A 15,186-nucleotide genomic window follows, 5' to 3' on the forward strand; every position below is an offset into this window, starting at 1 on the left:
GATGGGTTTTTAATAATGGACCCGTGCGATGATGATTTCAGGCCAAGTAATAAATCTTTACGATCGCATATGTGGACCAAAACGCGATGAGTTAAGGCTTTGTTGTTAATAGTAATGTTCGCGATTTGTGTACGTAAGTATGAAGTCGAGGATATCGCGAAGAAAGTAAAGCCATGTAGCAAGAGTATATATCGCGAGGGTGATGTACTAATTTAGTCAGTGTTATCATAAGCATGGCTAAATGTAACGAACGGGAAATGTTATCATTCAGTTAATATATTGGAGGATAGAGTTAGTTGTAAGCACCAAATATTCCTGTAGAAATAGGTACATCTTTGTAAATAGTACTAAGATAAGTGTCACGTTATTAAGTTGATTAATGTTTAATTTTAAATCTGTAGTACCTTAAAAGCCCTGACTACTGTAGTCGGGGCTTTTATCATTGTGGCTTTATAAGGTTTTGTATTACTGCGTTTTATCGGGGCGATCCAATGCAGTTATCCCGATAAGAACAAAATAACCGCCATGAGGGTGCCCCAATCCCATCAATAACTGAAGCTTTTAACCCGCGCCAGCACATGCTCCTCTACCGGAATAGTAAGTGACGTACATCCTATATAATCGCCAACTAACCCCAGAAAAGACGTAAATGTCTTAAATACATTGATGGCTTCGTTTAATATTGTTTTCTTTCATTTTATCCGATGGGGTCACCGATGATTGCAGTTATCTTTGAAGTTGAACCGGCAGAGGGTGAGTACCATGCATATCTGGATTATGCCGTGGCACTGAAACCTTTATTGGAACAAATGGACGGTTTTATTTCAGTAGAACGTTTTCAGAGTTTAAGTAACCCGCAGAAGTTGTTATCGCTATCATTTTGGCGCGATGAGGCGGCCGTTAAGCAGTGGCGGAATATTGAACAGCATCGTGGCGCACAAGCCGCGGGGCGTGCGAGTGTGTTCGCCGGTTACCGCTTGCGGGTAGCGGCGGTGGTACGGGACTACGGCTTAACTGAGCGAGGGCAAGCGCCTGTTGATAGCCAGGTTCATAATAAACAATGAGTTATAGGTAACGACGGATACATTTTGTGTTTGGTAGCCCCCTAATGGTCAACCGCGGAACCGTATACTGTAGTTGAGACGATATCGCCGATTTAGTGTGTCACAATGTAAAATTCATGTGACGTATATGTGACTTCGTGCGCAAAAACACACCAATTTTATGCTGATTTCATCAGTAAAACCACGTTGAAAATCCTTCTACTCTGCCTTAACGCAGAACGAAATTAATTGTAACTAATTAATTTAAAACACTATTCATAATATTATTTTTTTTGGGTGCGGCAGAATATTGCCTTTTTTCCAGAGCTTGATTGTACTTGTCTATACGAGTATATGTTAATAAATACTCAAGCTAAGTAATGTCGTTGATACCTGAAAAACTGGTTGAAGGAAATTGCCGTGACTGCCCAAAATAGATTCCGTGATACTGAGATTCGTGCCCCGCGTGGTACGCAACTTACGGCCAAAAGTTGGCTGACCGAAGCCCCGTTACGTATGCTAATGAACAATCTTGATCCAGACGTGGCTGAGAATCCAAAAGAGTTAGTGGTTTACGGCGGTATCGGCCGCGCAGCCCGCAATTGGGAATGCTATGACAAGATTGTTGAAAGCCTGACCCATCTGAATGACGACGAGACGCTACTGATTCAGTCGGGTAAGCCCGTCGGTGTCTTCAAAACCCACAGTAACGCCCCTAGAGTATTGATTGCCAACTCGAATCTGGTGCCTCATTGGGCCAACTGGGAGCATTTTAACGAACTGGATGCCAAGGGGTTGGCGATGTACGGCCAGATGACCGCAGGCAGTTGGATTTATATCGGTAGCCAAGGCATTGTGCAGGGTACCTATGAAACCTTCGTCGAAGCCGGTCGGCAGCACTTTGGTGGCAGCCTGAAAGGGCGCTGGGTATTAACGGCAGGTCTGGGTGGCATGGGCGGGGCACAGCCACTGGCGGCAACCTTGGCGGGTGCATGTTCTCTGAATATTGAGTGCCAGCAGAGCCGCATCGATTTCCGTCTTAAAACCCGTTATGTCGATGAACAAGCCACCGATCTGGATGATGCGTTAGCGCGAATCGAAAAATATACTGCGGCGGGTGAAGCTGTTTCTATTGCACTGTGTGGCAATGCGGCTGAAATTTTACCTGAGCTGGTTCGTCGTGGGGTTCGCCCAGATATGGTGACCGACCAAACCAGCGCACATGACCCGCTAAACGGTTATCTACCAAAAGGTTGGAGCTGGGAAGAGTATCGTCAGCGCGCCCAAAGCGAACCGGCACTGGTGGTTAATGCCGCTAAAACTTCCATGGCGGAACATGTTGAAGCGATGCTGGCCTTCCACAATATGGGTATCCCAACCTTTGATTACGGCAATAATATTCGCCAGATGGCACAAGATATGGGGGTCACTCATGCTTTTGATTTTCCTGGTTTTGTCCCTGCGTATATTCGCCCGCTATTCTGTCGTGGTATTGGCCCGTTCCGCTGGGCTGCGCTCTCTGGTAACGCCGACGATATTTATAAAACCGATGCCAAGGTTAAGGAACTTATCCCTGATGATGAGCATTTGCATCACTGGTTGGATATGGCCCGCGAACGTATCAGTTTCCAAGGGCTACCGGCCCGTATTTGCTGGGTAGGCTTGGGGCAGCGCGCTAAATTAGGTTTGGCTTTTAACGAGATGGTTCGTAGTGGTGAACTGTCGGCCCCGATTGTCATTGGCCGCGACCATCTGGACTCCGGTTCAGTTGCCAGCCCTAACCGAGAAACCGAAGCGATGCAGGACGGCTCTGATGCCGTATCTGACTGGCCGCTACTCAATGCATTGCTCAATACGGCCAGTGGCGCAACGTGGGTTTCTCTGCACCACGGTGGTGGTGTCGGGATGGGCTTCTCCCAGCACTCTGGCATGGTGGTGGTCTGTGATGGCACTGATGATGCTGCTGAGCGTATCGCTCGGGTATTACATAACGATCCGGCTACTGGTGTTATGCGCCATGCTGATGCAGGTTATGACATTGCCATTAACTGTGCACAAGAGCAGGGGTTGAACCTGCCGATGGTTGCTGCAACTCAAGGTAAAAAATCATGAAAACAGTCAATAAAACAGTCAATAAAACAGTCAATAAAACAATGGTACTGCACCCTGGGTTGATGACGTTGGCGGATTTGCGACATATATACCAACATCCAGTCAATATATCGCTGGATGAAAGTGCTGATGCGCCTATCCAGCAGAGTGTGAAGTGCGTACAGGCAATATTGGCAGAAAAGCGTACTGCCTATGGCATTAATACTGGTTTTGGCCTGTTAGCATCGACTCGCATCGCTACCGAAGATCTGGAGAACCTGCAACGTTCGATAGTCCTTTCCCACGCGGCCGGCGTCGGAGAGCCAAATGACGACGCCATTGTGCGGCTGATTATGGTGCTGAAAATCAATAGCCTGGCGCGTGGATTTTCAGGTATCCGTCGGGAAGTCATTGATGCGTTGATTACGTTAGTTAACGCAGAGGTCTATCCGCATATTCCGCTAAAAGGATCCGTGGGTGCTTCCGGTGATTTAGCACCGCTGGCGCACATGAGCTTGCTGCTGTTGGGAGAAGGTAAAGCGCGCTATCAGGGCGAATGGCTTGATGCTCGCACGGCTCTGACGAAAGCGGGCCTGGAACCGCTCACCTTAGCGGCCAAAGAAGGATTGGCATTACTCAATGGCACTCAGGTTTCAACAGCTTATGCACTACGTGGTTTGTTTGAAGCCGAAGATCTCTATGCTGCGGCGTCTGTCTTTGGCAGCCTCACCGTGGAAGCGGCTTTAGGCTCCCGTAGCCCGTTTGACGCACGTATTCATGCGGTGCGAGGCCAGCGTGGTCAGATTGACGCGGCCAATACTTATCGCCACCTGTTGGGCGATCGCAGTGAAGTCTCTGAATCTCATAAGAATTGTGACAAAGTACAGGATCCTTACTCTCTGCGTTGTCAGCCGCAGGTGATGGGTGCCTGCCTGACTCAAATGCGTCAGGCAGCAGAGGTGCTGGCTATCGAGTCGAATGCAGTATCAGATAATCCGCTGGTGTTTGCCGAACAAGGCGATGTGCTGTCAGGCGGTAATTTCCATGCTGAGCCGGTGGCTATGGCAGCGGATAATCTGGCATTGGCACTGGCTGAAATAGGTTCATTAGCCGAGCGTCGTATTTCACTATTAATGGATAAACATATGTCGCAGTTACCACCATTCCTAGTGGAAAATGGCGGCGTAAACTCTGGTTTTATGATTGCACAGGTGACTGCTGCTGCATTAACCAGCGAAAATAAAGGGCTGGCATACCCTTCCAGTGTTGACAGTATTCCTACATCCGCCAATCAGGAAGACCATGTTTCTATGGCACCACGTGCGGGTAAACGCTTGTGGGAAATGGCTGAAAACGTGCGCGACATTCTGGCTGTTGAGTGGTTAGCGGCATGTCAGGGGTTGGATTTGCGCAAAGGTTTGAAAACCTCGGATGCATTGGAGCCTGCCCGCCAGCTATTGCGCCAACATGTAGCCTACTACGAGAAAGATCGTTTCTTTGCCCCCGATATTGAAGCGGCAAGCCAACTCATTGCGCAGCGTCATATGAATGAACTGATGCCTGCGCACCTACTACCCAGCCTTTAATAACGATTTGTCCACTAATAACCGTTCATCAACTAATAACAATTAATCTACTAATAACAACGGTCACCAGTTATTACATCAACCTATGGGTGGTCCCTATTACCGGGATCACCCTCTCTGAACCCCTGCCTGAAAAGGCACAAATTTTGCGAGAATGTACCATGAAGAATGATTCATCCACGCTCAAACGAGGCCTCAGTGCCCGGCATATCCGGTTTATGGCGTTAGGTTCCGCCATTGGGACCGGTCTGTTTTATGGTTCTGCCGAGGCGATTCGTCTGGCGGGACCAGCAGTTTTACTTGCTTACCTCATCGGCGGCGCGGCCGTGTTTATGGTGATGCGCGCACTGGGTGAGATGGCAGTGCATGACCCGGTAGCAGGCTCTTTCGGTCACTATGCCAGCCGTTATCTTGGGCCGCTGGCCGGTTTTCTCACTGGCTGGACCTATACCTTCGAGATGATTATTGTGGCGTTGGCTGATGTCACCGCATTCGGTATCTATATGGGGTTATGGTTCCCTGATGCGCCACAGTGGGTTTGGGTGCTGAGTATTATTTTCTTTATTGGTGCGCTGAATCTCTGCTCAGTCAAAGTGTTTGGTGAAATGGAGTTTTGGCTATCGTTGCTAAAAGTGACGGCGATTATTGCCATGATTGCTGCCGGCTTGGGCATCATGATGTTTGGCTTTGGTGCAGGTCATGAGAGCACCGGTGTCAGTAATCTCTGGTCTCATCAAGGATTTATGCCGAATGGCTTGACGGGGGTGATTGCATCATTTGCCGTGGTGATGTTTGCTTTTGGGGGGATCGAAATTATCGGTGTCACGGCCAGTGAGGCGAAGAACCCAGAAAAAGTGCTACCACGTGCCATTAATACCGTACCGATACGCATTCTTCTGTTCTATGTTTTGACCTTGTTTGTGCTGATGGCTATTTATCCATGGAATAGCATTGGGCAAAATGGCAGTCCTTTTGTTGAAATTTTCAGTAGCTTAGGTATCAGTTCTGCCGCTAATATTTTGAATCTGGTGGTTATTACCGCGGCTATTTCCGCCATTAACAGTGATATTTACGGTGCGGGTCGCATGATGTACGGCATGGCGCAAGAAGGGCTGGCACCGAAGTGTTTTAGCCGTCTGACCCGTAATGGTGTGCCATGGATGACTATTTTGGTGATGGCAATCGCACTGTTATGTGGTGTGGTGCTGAACTATCTGATCCCGAAAAATGTATTCCTGATTATTGCCTCGATTGCCACCTTTGCGACGGTCTGGGTATGGCTGATGATCCTTATCTCGCAAGTGGCGATGCGCCGCTCTATGAGCAAAGAGAATATTGCCCGGCTGACATTCCCGGTACCGTTCTGGCCAGTGGCACCGATTCTGACCATCATCTTTATGGCATTTATTATCGCGGTTTTAGGTTACTTCCCTGATACCCGTATCGCCATGTATGTTGGGGTGGCGTGGGTAGTATTAATGACTCTCGCCTGGTGGGTCTGGTTACGCAAAGCTTCACCACGGTCCCTTCAAGAACCGATAGAGAGTTTGCAAAAACAGATAGAAAGTCGCGAGGTTTAGCCACGACTGGCCGCTGATGATCGATTCAGCGGCCATACTGTTGCTTTTTAGCTCTGTGAGGGGCGAGCCGGCACATTGATCACCAATTTTTGGTGTAATTCTAACGCCATGGTTTCAAGGCGGGTGGTTAATTGATTGGTCAGGGTGGTGAGTTCTGTATTCTGCCGCAGTAACTCCAGCATTTGCTCCGCATTTTGCGCTGCCATTCTTTGCCGCTCTTCATTCGCAATGGCTAGTGCCTCGCGATGTTGTGCATCGGCTTGTGCATTAGCCTTATCACGTTCTGCCTGGCGGGTTTGTGCCAATAAAATAAGGGGTGCTGCGTAGGCCGCCTGTAAGCTAAAAGCCAGATTTAGCAAAATAAACGGGTAAATATCAAATTTGACAATACCCATCACATTCAGACCAATCCAGATCACCACAATGAGTGTTTGTGCGCCAAGGAAGACTGGCGTGCCGAAAAAACGGGCAAAAGCTTCTGCTTTCTGGGCAAACCAACTGTTGCCGAAAGGGGTTGATAAGTGTTCATGAGCACGATGGTAGCGGAGATAATCGACTTTACGTGGCTGTAGTGGCGGCTGCTCAGTCACGGGTTCAGTTTTTTTCATAGGATGTTACCCCGGTAGATGAAGGATTCTGTTGAGGTCAGCTCACGACAAAATTAAATCAGGTTACTTAATGCTTCAGACTATTTAATTATAGAGTGGGGTCCGATGAGCAATGGATAATTACCCCGTCTAAAGATGTTGAGTTGATGGAATAATCACATATTCATTTTATTGTTATCGCACTATATACCAAGATAATGTTTTGCGTTTAAAGTAGCGGCGTGGCCAGATGGTGATAAACTGACCTCAATTGTGAAAAATTATATACATACGGAGTAGCGGCCCATGCCTGCCATAGCCATTAAGCGGTGGATTAAACGGATTGTACTGGTCTTGGTGGTAATGTCAGTTACCATACTGGCGATACGAATTTACGATACACAACGTGGCCCAAAGCTCGAGCTTTGGCATACGTTTGTTCCTCATGATATGCGCGCGGCTGAGATTGATAAAGCCAGTTGGGCGGATTACATCAAAGCTGAAAATAACCTTTTCGATGAAGTGCGGATTAATGTTACCGAGAAACTGGAACCAAGGAATGAAATTCCATTAAATCGTTATTACTCTGGTAGCTCGATTTACCCTCCACATTTCAAAAATGACTGGAATCGTTCATATATTCTTGAGCCAGAAGGTAAACCTAAAGGTGCGGTGGTCTTACTGCATGGTTTAACTGACACCCCTTATAGCCTGCGTCATATTGCTGAAAATTATCGTCAGCGTGGATATGTTGCCATTGGTATTCGTTTGCCCGCTCACGGAACAGTGCCTGCGGCTCTGACCGATGTTGAATGGCAGGACTGGCTGGCGGCAACGCGCTTAGCTGTTCGTGAAGCCAAAGCACTGAGTGGCCCTGATTTACCGCTACACGTGGTCGGCTTCTCCAATGGCGGCGCGTTGGCAATGAAATATACGTTGGATTCAATGGATGACCCGACACTGGCGAAACCGGTGCGGGTTATCTTGATATCCCCGATGATCGGTGTCACCAGTTTTGCGCGTTTTGCCGGTATTGCCGGTTGGCCCGCTATCTTCCCGGCCTTTGCTAAAGCAGCCTGGTTGGGGATTGTGCCGGAGTTTAATCCTTTCAAATATAACTCGTTCCCAGTGAATGCTGCCCGTCAGTCTTATTTACTGACGTCTGTGCTGCAACAGCAAATTGCGCGTGATGCCAGAAACAATAAGATGGAGGAGTTACCCCCAATTCTGACCTTCCAGTCGTTAATGGATTCAACGGTCAGTACTCGTGCGGTCGTTACTGCTCTTTATAACCACTTGCCGAAGAATGGTAGCGAAGTGGTGCTGTTCGATTTGAACCGTGCCGCCAGTTTCGGCCCGCTATTGAGAACTTCTTCTTATACTGCTCTGGCGCGTTTGTTGCCTCCACCACCACGTAATTATAGCGTAACGGTGATTACCAACGTTTCACCGCAAAGTAATGAAACAGTGGCGCTGACTACCTTGGCGGGTGAGACTAACGAGGTTTCAGTACCTACCGGCTTGATTTACCCACCGGACATTTTCTCGTTATCCCACGTGGCATTGCCATTCCCAATGAGTGATTCGCTGTATGGCCGCTATCCAGAACCGCGTGACCAATACGGTATCAGCTTGGGGACTTTTGCCGCTCGTGGTGAGCGGGCGGTACTGGTTGTCGGGTTAGACTCACTGATGCGTATCTCATCAAATCCATTCTATTCGTACATGTTGCAGCGGATAGATGACAAGATAGACGCACCAGCGAAATAAGATGGTGTTAAAGCCTCCGAATCGGGGGCTTTTTCATAATGAGTGCCATACTTTCAAGTCGTAGCTGTTGTTCATATTTACTGACCCAGAAAGGAAAGCAAAATGTCTATTGAAAAAGTCGTATACCGTGCCAAAGCTAAAGCCACTGGCGGGCGTGATGGTCGGGCAACATCCTCAGATGGTGTATTGGATGTGAAATTGGGCGTCCCAAAAGAGATGGGTGGGGCGGGAGGTGCTGTGACTAATCCAGAACAGCTCTTTGCTGCGGGCTATTCAGCTTGTTTCCTTGGTGCGCTGAAATTTGTGGCATCAAAAGAAAAGGTGAAAGTGCCGGATGATGCCAGCATTGAAGGTACCGTGGGTATTGGTGCCATTCCAACCGGTTTTGGTATTGAAGTGCAACTGGATATCAGCTTGCCGGGTATCGAGCGTAGCGTAGCAGAAGATTTGGTGAAAAAGGCGCATGTTGTCTGCCCATATTCCAATGCCACGCGTGGCAATATTGATGTGACATTGAATATCAAATAAGCCAATTTCTCATCTCAGCAGCCCATAAGAATTATCTTGTGGGCTATATGCTGCACCCCCGAATTTTCTGCTCTAACTTCAAATAAATAAGCCAATATATCCTCTAGAGACTATGCGCTAGTTCGTGGATTGACGAACTAAGAATTGTTAAGATAATTCTTGTAACTAAAATCAATAGCATGCTTATTGATCTCGCACTGAACCTGAGGGGGGGTTCACTGTCTGACTGATTCAAGCCGCAAATAGTGTCTCTGGAGACCTGGCGTTATATGGACAGAGTTAAATCTTTATCACAGCAAAGCATTTCTTTGTTGTTGGCTGTTTATATTGGTATTTTCCTGAATATATCTGTCTTTTATCGTCGTTTTGACTCCTTTAGCCAAGGTATCCAAGGCATAAAAGTCGTGTCTGCTATCATCGAAGTGATGGCCATTATTCTGTTTACCTTTTTTGTTATGAGGGTGATCTCCCTCGGTGGCCGGTGGTTTTATCGTGTTATTGCCACCCTGCTGGTCCTAATTTCTGTCGCTGCCAGCTATTACATGACTTTTTTCAATGTTGTCATTGGCTACGGCATCGTTATTTCGGTGCTGACCACCGATACAGATTTATCGAAAGAAGTCATCGGGTTACATTTTGTCATTTGGATGGTGCTGGTCAGCACACTACCGCTACTACTTATTTGGAAAAACACTCTGCGGTTAACCCTGCTTGAGCAATTTTTGACGCCAGGGCAGCGTATTAAGCCTGTTTTGTTGATGGCAGTTGCTGTGGCGCTGGTTTGGTTGCCGTTACGCTATCTGGATAATGTACAAGATGCTAATGAGCAGCTGAAAACGGTGGATTTACCGAGTTATGGCGGTGTGGTTGCTCACTCATATTTACCCTCTAACTGGTTGGCTGCATTGGGTTTATATGCTTATACCCAATATAACGAGCGTTATGATGCGGTAACATTGTATAACCCGACCGAACACCATACTTATATCGCGCCGGCCGGTATTGATGACACCTATGTTGTGTTTATCATTGGCGAAACAACGCGTTGGGATCATATGGGGTTGTTGGGATACCCACGTGATACCACTCCTCGCCTGAGTAAAGAGAAGAATTTAGTCGCTTTCCGTGGCACATCTTGTGATACCTCAACCAAACTTTCACTGCGCTGCATGTTTGTGCGCGAAGGCGGCACTGAGAATAATCCACAGCGTACATTGAAAGAGCAAAATGTGTTTACGGTGATGAAATCATTGGGTTTTACCTCTGAACTGTTTGCCATGCAGAGCGAAATTTGGTTCTACAACAATGCGAATACTGATAATTACTCGTTCCGTGAATTGATTGCTTCAGAGAAGCGCAACGATGATAAGCCGGTAGATGACATGCTGCTGGTTGATGAATTGAAGGAGTCTCTGGGGCGTTATCCTGTAGGCAAGCATTTGGTGGTATTGCACACCAAAGGCTCACATTACCTCTATTCCCAACGCTATCCCCGCAGTTATGCCCGCTATCAGCCTGAATGTATGGGGGTCGATGATTTTTGCAGTAAGCAGCAATTGGTGAACGCTTTTGATAACAGTGTGCTGTATACCGATTCGTTTATCGCAAATGTGATTGACCAAATGCGGGATAAAAAAGCATTAGTGTTTTATGCATCGGATCATGGTGAGTCTATTGACGAGAACTCCCACTTCCACGGAACACCACGTGAAATGGCGCCCCCGGAGCAATTCCGTGTGCCATTGATGGTTTGGGCCTCGGACAAATTCCTGGCGCAACCGGATCATCTCGCGGCTTTTGAGCAACTACAGGCTGAGCAGCGGGTGGGTAAGACCCATCGTCAGGTTGAATTGTTTGATTCTATTTTGGGTTGTTTAGGTTATACCTCGCCAGATGGCGGCATTAATGCCCAGAATAACTGGTGCCAGGCACCGGGGCGGCCTGCAAAATAAACATTTAGCACAAGTATAATCCGATATGAAATGATTTTTGATTCCAATCCCATTGTCACTTTTAGGTTACGGTATACTCCAGTTCCAATCCCTACTGGCTGGAGTCTTCCATGACTTACCGTGTTGCCTTTATTGATGATCATGACATTGTGCGCTCAGGTTTTGCCCAGCTACTTTCTCTGGAAGACGATATTCAAGTGGTGGGGGAGTTTAGTTCAGCAAAACAGGCACGCCTCGGATTACCTAGCCTACAGGCGAATATCTGTATTTGTGATATCTCGATGCCTGATGAGAGTGGTTTAGATTTACTGAAAGACCTCCCTTCAGGGATGGGGGTCATTATGCTCTCGATGCACGACAGCCCGGCGCTAGTGGAAATGGCGTTGGAGCGCGGTGCGCGGGGGTTTCTATCCAAGCGTTGTAAGCCAGAAGATCTGGTTTCGGCTGTCCGTACCGTTGGCAGTGGCGGCGTCTATCTGATGCCTGAAATCGCCCAACAATTGACTCGTATTGCTGTTGACCCCTTAACCCGACGTGAGCGGGAAGTTGCCTTGTTATTAGCGCAAGGAATGGAAGTGCGCGAGATAGCCGAGTCACTTGGCCTGTCACCGAAAACCGTGCATGTCCATCGCGCTAACTTATTTTCCAAGCTCGGTGTCAGTAATAACGTTGAGTTAGCTAAGCAGGTATTGAATCTATGATGCAGCGTTTTATTATGCTGCTGGCATTGTTATTTATTTATATCACTGCAGCTTTCTGTTTATGGTCCGTTGGCACTCAATTAGTTGATCGGCCGTTACAGGCACTACTGCTGTTCCCGTTTGGCCTGCGGATGGGCATTTTATTGCAAAGCCCACGTCAATATTGGCCGGGCATTCTGTTGGGTGATGCACTGCTATGGTGGCTGCTGACCGATCAGTTTGGCTATCCTTATAGCTTGCTGTGGGCTGCGATTCCCTTACTGCTGGCGACCACGTTATTGGCGGTTATCGCTTCTCCTTGGCTGTTGCGCAATCAGAGCAGCGGCAGTGAATGGAAGTGGCCCTTGATGCAAGGTGTGGTGATTTTTGGTGCTGCATTGATACAAGCATTAGGATGGCAGATTAACAGTGGTCAGGGTGCTATGGCGCTGCTATTGGGGTTGGTGGGTGGATTTACCATCGCGCCGATTTGTCTGTTGTTGTGGCACTATCTGGCGCGTCAAATCTGGTCTCCGCTGGAACCGGGGCTGATTCATAAACCCATTAATCTACGTTTGCGCCATATCCTGTGGTATCTGCTGCTATTCGCCTTGAGCATTTGGCTACAACATCATGTCACCGAGTCAGATTTGTATTTGTTTGCACCGTTCTGTTTGGCAATCCCGATTGTATTTATGTCTTATCGCTATGGTTGGCAAGGGGCGGTGGTGGCCACATTGCTCAATGGCATGGTGTTATTGATCAATACCCCCGCAGAATTAGATTCACACCGTGATTTGTTGTTGTCGTTATTGGCGCAGAGTTTGACCGGCTTATTATTAGGCGCGGGGATCCAGCGTCAGCGCGAGTTAAATTACCAATTACAGCTACGGCTGAATGAAAATCGTGAGTTGGCTAAAGCATTGGTGGTGGCCGAAGAACATGCCCGGCGTGATGTTGCACGTGAACTGCATGATGAGGTTGGGCAGACAGTGACGGTTATCCGAACCCAAGCCAGTATTATCAAACGGTTAACTACCCAACCACAGGTTTTGACCAGTGCCGAAATGGTCGAGACGCTGGCGTTGCGGGTTTACGATGGTGTCCATGATGTTTTGGCGAAACTGTGGCCTGCGGCATTGAATAATCTGCCCTTATCGGCGGCTATTGCTGCACTAATGCGTGAACTTATTCCGCAGGATCAATCAGTGACCGGCGTGCTTAACTGGCAACTCAGTGACGCTGATATAGATGAAACACTGAAAATCACCCTATACCGTATCTGTCAGGAGGGAGTAACCAATGCCTATCGCCATGGTGCTGCCAGCCGGATTGAAATTAATGCACAACAGAATGATAAACAGATAACACTGACGATTCACGACAATGGAAAAGGTGTTGATTTGGCGACATTAACCCCAGGTTATGGGCTAAGAGGTATGCAGTCACGGGTGAGTGCTTTAGGGGGGGATTTTACGCTGAGTGTCGATAACGGCACCTGTTTAAATGTGACCTTGCCCACAGTTTCTCTGTCAGCTAATGAAAACTAAGAAATATTCTCGGTTTTTGCAGGGTTTTTTCTCATTGGTTTTGTACGCACGAGGAACATGATGACTCTACTTGAAAAAATTTCTGAGGTTCACATGTGGTCTTTCCTCAAAAGCCGCGATAACGTGCCGCCCGTCACGGATCAAGCGCAAATTGATTCGTCTTATAAATATTGGCGTATTCAACTAATGTGGACGATGTATATCGGCTACGCTGCGTTCTATTTCACCCGTAAAAGCTTTAACTTCATCATGCCTGCAATGCTGAGTGATTTAGGGCTGACCATGTCGGATGTCGGGATTTTAGGCACACTCTTTTATATCACTTATGGTTGCTCTAAATTTATCTCCGGCATGATAAGTGACCGCTCAAATCCGCGCTACTTTATGGGCATTGGGTTGGTTATGACCGGGGTTATCAATATCCTGTTCGGCATGAGCTCGTCACTGCTCGTGTTTGGTTCTTTGTGGATCCTTAATGCCTTCTTCCAAGGTTGGGGTTGGCCGCCTTGCTCCAAAATCCTGACCAGTTGGTATTCGCGCTCAGAACGCGGGGGTTGGTGGGCGATGTGGAATACTTCGCATAACTTTGGTGGTGCGCTGATTCCCCTGTTGGTCGGCTTTATTTCTCTGCACTTTAGCTGGCGTTACGGCATGATTATCCCTGGTATTATCGGTGTGGTGATCGGTTTACTGATGTGTTGGCGCTTGCGTGATAAGCCGAGCACGATGGGGTTGCCGAGTGTGGGTAAGTGGCGCAATGATGCGATGGAATTGGTCCAGGAATCTGAAGGCCAGGGGCTATCAAATAAAGAGATTGTGAAGCGCTATGTATTAACCAACAAATATATCTGGTTGCTGGCGGTATCTTACGTGCTGGTTTATATCGTTCGTACTGCTATCAATGACTGGGGTAACCTTTATTTGACACAAGAGAAAGGTTATTCATTGATGACGGCCAACTCGGCGATTTCACTGTTCGAGGTGGGGGGCTTTATTGGCTCGTTGGTGGCAGGTTGGGGTTCTGATAAGTGGTTCCGTGGCAACCGTGGGCCAATGAACTTGATATTTGCTATTGGAATTTTCCTCTCGGTGGCGTCGTTGTGGATTATGCCGGGTGTCAGTTACATCTTGCAGGCGAGTTGCTTCTTTGCCATTGGCTTCTTCATTTTTGGCCCGCAGATGTTAATTGGTATGGCTGCCGCTGAATGCTCACATAAGGATGCTGCGGGAGCTGCTACCGGTTTTGTTGGGTTGTTTGCCTACTTGGGTGCGGCCTTATCTGGCTACCCCATTGCCCGCGTGATGGAGGTTTGGCACTGGAATGGTTTCTTTGTGGTTATTTCCATTGCGGCCTGTTTATCTGCATTCTTCTTGCTGCCATTCCTACGGGCGCAATCGCCAGAATTAAAGCAAGCGGAAGCCTGATTTACGTGCAAATGCGTCAGTTTTAGCCGTTGGTGATGTTTTTAACAACAGTCACTCAGCGTTTGTTAAAAAGTGATTGACGGCCAAAAATCGTAGCAGTAAGATGCGCCCCGATTCGGCGAGTAGCGCAGCTTGGTAGCGCAACTGGTTTGGGACCAGTGGGTCGGAGGTTCGAATCCTCTCTCGCCGACCAAATTTAAGAACCCTGACTTTTAAGTCAGGGTTTTTTTTGGTGTTTTTTCTGCCAAATGTGCCTATCCATCCCGCTATTTCCTTAAGCTAAATCGCCCCCACTGACATGATTTGGTCACCGATAATATCTGTTGCGCTGTCATGCACTCATAAGGGGCACCATTAGGGTGCGCTTTCGTATGAAGCCTTGCTATCTCTTGGA

The 15,186-nt window shown here is 47.8% G+C and carries 11 protein-coding genes and 1 tRNA gene; 11 read left to right on the forward strand and 1 reads right to left on the reverse strand.

The window, feature by feature from the left end:
- Positions 1-716: 716 nt before the first annotated feature.
- From V1956_RS02730 to V1956_RS02745, 4 genes are all read left to right on the forward strand, one after another.
- Positions 717-1,064 carry an antibiotic biosynthesis monooxygenase family protein gene (locus V1956_RS02730; RefSeq protein ID WP_420075538.1) on the forward strand — a complete coding sequence of 116 codons (348 nt, stop codon included), beginning with the start codon at positions 717-719 and terminating at the stop codon, positions 1,062-1,064.
- 399 nt (positions 1,065-1,463) lie between these two features.
- On the forward strand, positions 1,464-3,155 hold the full coding sequence (hutU, locus tag V1956_RS02735; RefSeq protein WP_442824783.1) for a urocanate hydratase: 1,692 nt from the start codon (positions 1,464-1,466) through the stop codon (positions 3,153-3,155).
- A gap of 41 nt (positions 3,156-3,196) precedes the next feature.
- The gene (hutH, locus tag V1956_RS02740) at positions 3,197-4,720 is read left to right on the forward strand and encodes a histidine ammonia-lyase (RefSeq protein WP_420074746.1); all 1,524 of its coding nucleotides are present in this window, start codon (positions 3,197-3,199) and stop codon (positions 4,718-4,720) included.
- 161 nt (positions 4,721-4,881) lie between these two features.
- Positions 4,882-6,300 (forward strand): amino acid permease, encoded by a 1,419-nt coding sequence (locus V1956_RS02745; RefSeq protein ID WP_083161413.1) that lies wholly within the window; start codon positions 4,882-4,884, stop codon positions 6,298-6,300.
- 47 nt (positions 6,301-6,347) lie between these two features.
- Here V1956_RS02745 and V1956_RS02750 read toward each other — a convergent pair whose 3' ends face one another.
- Positions 6,348-6,908, reverse strand: coding sequence for a DUF1003 domain-containing protein (locus V1956_RS02750; protein ID WP_372560248.1), 561 nt, complete (start codon positions 6,906-6,908; stop codon positions 6,348-6,350).
- A gap of 285 nt (positions 6,909-7,193) precedes the next feature.
- Between V1956_RS02750 and V1956_RS02755 the strand changes: the two genes are divergently transcribed.
- From V1956_RS02755 to V1956_RS02785, 7 genes are all read left to right on the forward strand, one after another.
- A complete protein-coding gene (locus tag V1956_RS02755; protein ID WP_083161409.1) occupies positions 7,194-8,657 on the forward strand; it encodes an alpha/beta hydrolase in 1,464 nt (487 codons plus the stop codon).
- A 102-nt stretch (positions 8,658-8,759) separates the two neighbouring features.
- Positions 8,760-9,185 carry an organic hydroperoxide resistance protein gene (locus V1956_RS02760; protein WP_004713820.1) on the forward strand — a complete coding sequence of 142 codons (426 nt, stop codon included), beginning with the start codon at positions 8,760-8,762 and terminating at the stop codon, positions 9,183-9,185.
- A 269-nt stretch (positions 9,186-9,454) separates the two neighbouring features.
- Positions 9,455-11,137: a kdo(2)-lipid A phosphoethanolamine 7''-transferase gene (eptB, locus tag V1956_RS02765; protein WP_083161407.1), complete on the forward strand. Its 1,683-nt coding sequence runs from the start codon at positions 9,455-9,457 to the stop codon at positions 11,135-11,137.
- Positions 11,138-11,247: 110 nt separating this feature from the next.
- Positions 11,248-11,838 (forward strand): transcriptional regulator UhpA, encoded by a 591-nt coding sequence (gene uhpA, locus V1956_RS02770; protein WP_083161405.1) that lies wholly within the window; start codon positions 11,248-11,250, stop codon positions 11,836-11,838.
- Complete coding sequence (gene uhpB, locus V1956_RS02775; RefSeq protein WP_372560249.1) at positions 11,835-13,367, forward strand: signal transduction histidine-protein kinase/phosphatase UhpB; 1,533 nt, start codon at positions 11,835-11,837, stop codon at positions 13,365-13,367. The genes uhpA and uhpB overlap by 4 nt, the downstream gene beginning before the upstream one ends.
- A gap of 93 nt (positions 13,368-13,460) precedes the next feature.
- A complete protein-coding gene (locus V1956_RS02780; RefSeq protein WP_083163967.1) occupies positions 13,461-14,792 on the forward strand; it encodes an MFS transporter in 1,332 nt (443 codons plus the stop codon).
- Between the two features lie 116 nt (positions 14,793-14,908).
- Positions 14,909-14,985, forward strand: a tRNA-Pro gene (locus V1956_RS02785).
- Positions 14,986-15,186: the final 201 nt, after the last annotated feature.

Source organism: Yersinia sp. 2540 StPb PI (genome assembly GCF_052217165.1).
Lineage (GTDB): Bacteria > Pseudomonadota > Gammaproteobacteria > Enterobacterales > Enterobacteriaceae > Yersinia > Yersinia enterocolitica_E.

Coding starts and splice junctions, on each gene's coding strand:
- uhpB (WP_372560249.1), top strand. CDS start 11,835: ATGATGCAGCGTTTTATTATGCTGCTGGCATTGTTATTTATTTATATC.
- V1956_RS02745 (WP_083161413.1), top strand. CDS start 4,882: ATGAAGAATGATTCATCCACGCTCAAACGAGGCCTCAGTGCCCGGCAT.
- V1956_RS02750 (WP_372560248.1), bottom strand. CDS start 6,908: ATGAAAAAAACTGAACCCGTGACTGAGCAGCCGCCACTACAGCCACGT.
- V1956_RS02730 (WP_420075538.1), top strand. CDS start 717: ATGATTGCAGTTATCTTTGAAGTTGAACCGGCAGAGGGTGAGTACCAT.
- V1956_RS02780 (WP_083163967.1), top strand. CDS start 13,461: ATGTGGTCTTTCCTCAAAAGCCGCGATAACGTGCCGCCCGTCACGGAT.
- uhpA (WP_083161405.1), top strand. CDS start 11,248: ATGACTTACCGTGTTGCCTTTATTGATGATCATGACATTGTGCGCTCA.
- V1956_RS02760 (WP_004713820.1), top strand. CDS start 8,760: ATGTCTATTGAAAAAGTCGTATACCGTGCCAAAGCTAAAGCCACTGGC.
- V1956_RS02755 (WP_083161409.1), top strand. CDS start 7,194: ATGCCTGCCATAGCCATTAAGCGGTGGATTAAACGGATTGTACTGGTC.
- hutH (WP_420074746.1), top strand. CDS start 3,197: ATGGTACTGCACCCTGGGTTGATGACGTTGGCGGATTTGCGACATATA.
- eptB (WP_083161407.1), top strand. CDS start 9,455: ATGGACAGAGTTAAATCTTTATCACAGCAAAGCATTTCTTTGTTGTTG.